Source organism: Oceanobacillus sp. HCA-5259, from assembly GCF_037892815.1.
Lineage (GTDB): Bacteria > Bacillota > Bacilli > Bacillales > Amphibacillaceae > Oceanobacillus > Oceanobacillus indicireducens.
This window is the reverse complement of sequence record NZ_JBBKBV010000089.1, coordinates 1-1,397: the sequence shown is the minus strand read 5'-3', so window position 1 is coordinate 1,397 and position 1,397 is coordinate 1. Positions and strand designations below refer to the sequence as shown.

The window sequence follows — 1,397 nt, the reverse complement described above, 5'->3', positions numbered from 1 at the left end:
GGGTCAACACCAAAACCAATGGTTGATATTGATAGGTAAATATGGTAATGGTGCTAAATAAATGAAAAACATCTGCCTCCCTGTTATTCTTTAAGTTACCAGACTAAAAGAAAACGAGGTTAGACAGATGCCCTTACAGTATATCAATGAACTCTTAGATTTACCAGAAGTAAAAATTGTCAACGTAGAAATAGAAAAAGACCATGCCATTATTGAACTTACACCAGTCGATCACACTCAGGTTTGTCCGTATTGCCATTCAACATCTGTTATTCGAAATGGAACTCCTTATAAACGAGATGTGCGTCATCTAGCTGCTTTTGATAAATCTGTTGACTTGCGTATCCCCGCCATTTGTCTAGCTTGTAAGGATTGTGGTGCAACTTTTACCTGGGAGTATTCTTTTGTTGAGCCCAAAAAACGGTATACGAAAGTGTTTTCTGACTATCTCGCGCGCCAAACATATGGAGCGACGGTCGCTCATACATCCATGGAAGAACAAGTTCCCTATTCTACTATGGAGCGAATTTTCAAGAGTAATCTTCAGGATAAAAGTGAGGAGATACAAGAGTGGGTTTATCAAGAGGCAGTTGAACGGGAAGGTTTAGTTCTTGGGATCGATGACTTTGCAATTCGCAAAGGGCACACGTACAATACAGGGCTTCACGACCTTAAAGGAGGGCGTTTCCTTGATATAATTCCTGGTCGCACCGGTGATGAACTGCGGGATTACGCCGAAAATCACACCTTGTTCAAACTGCTTAATCCGGTTGCTATTGTGATGGATTTGGCCAAAGCGTATCATACCTTTTGTAAAGAATGGTTCCCTAAAGCCATTCGAATTGCCGACAGATTTCATGTGAATCGCTATGTGACAGAGGCTCTTCAGGATGTACGTCGAATGGTTCAAAAAGATTTATCTTCTCAAGCCAAAAAGAAAATAAAGTCAAAAGCCCGCCTTCTTAACAAGCGAGCAGAAGACCTGACGGAAGAAGAACGCACCACTGTTCAGGAAATCCTTAGTTATGACGTTAGATTAGCAGCCACTTATGAATGGAAGGAAAATTTTATCACATGGTACGATTGTGCTCCAGATGTGAGGATAGCGAAAATCTGGTTTGAACGCTGGTACAACGAAGGAAAGTCTATTGGAATCGATGTGGTGGATGAATGTTTGAAGACGATGTCGAACTGGAAAGAAGAAATCATCAACTATCATCGTCTTCGCTATACAAATGCAGCTGTGGAAGGACGGAATAACCGAATTAAAGCTCTTCAACGGAGACTTTATTTTACACGTAATCAGTCTATTTATAAGGAACGTATTCTAGTTGAGTGCAACCGTGAATTAGCATAGTTGCACCTAGTGTGTCAACCATTGATTTTGGTGAAGAGCC

Annotated in this window: 1 protein-coding gene; it reads left to right on the top strand. The window is 41.0% G+C overall.

Translation table 11 applies throughout. From position 1 onward, the window contains the following. Positions 1–127: 127 nt before the first annotated feature. Positions 128–1,357 (top strand): ISL3 family transposase, encoded by a 1,230-nt coding sequence (locus WKU33_RS18880; protein ID WP_336253577.1) that lies wholly within the window; start codon positions 128–130, stop codon positions 1,355–1,357. Positions 1,358–1,397: the final 40 nt, after the last annotated feature.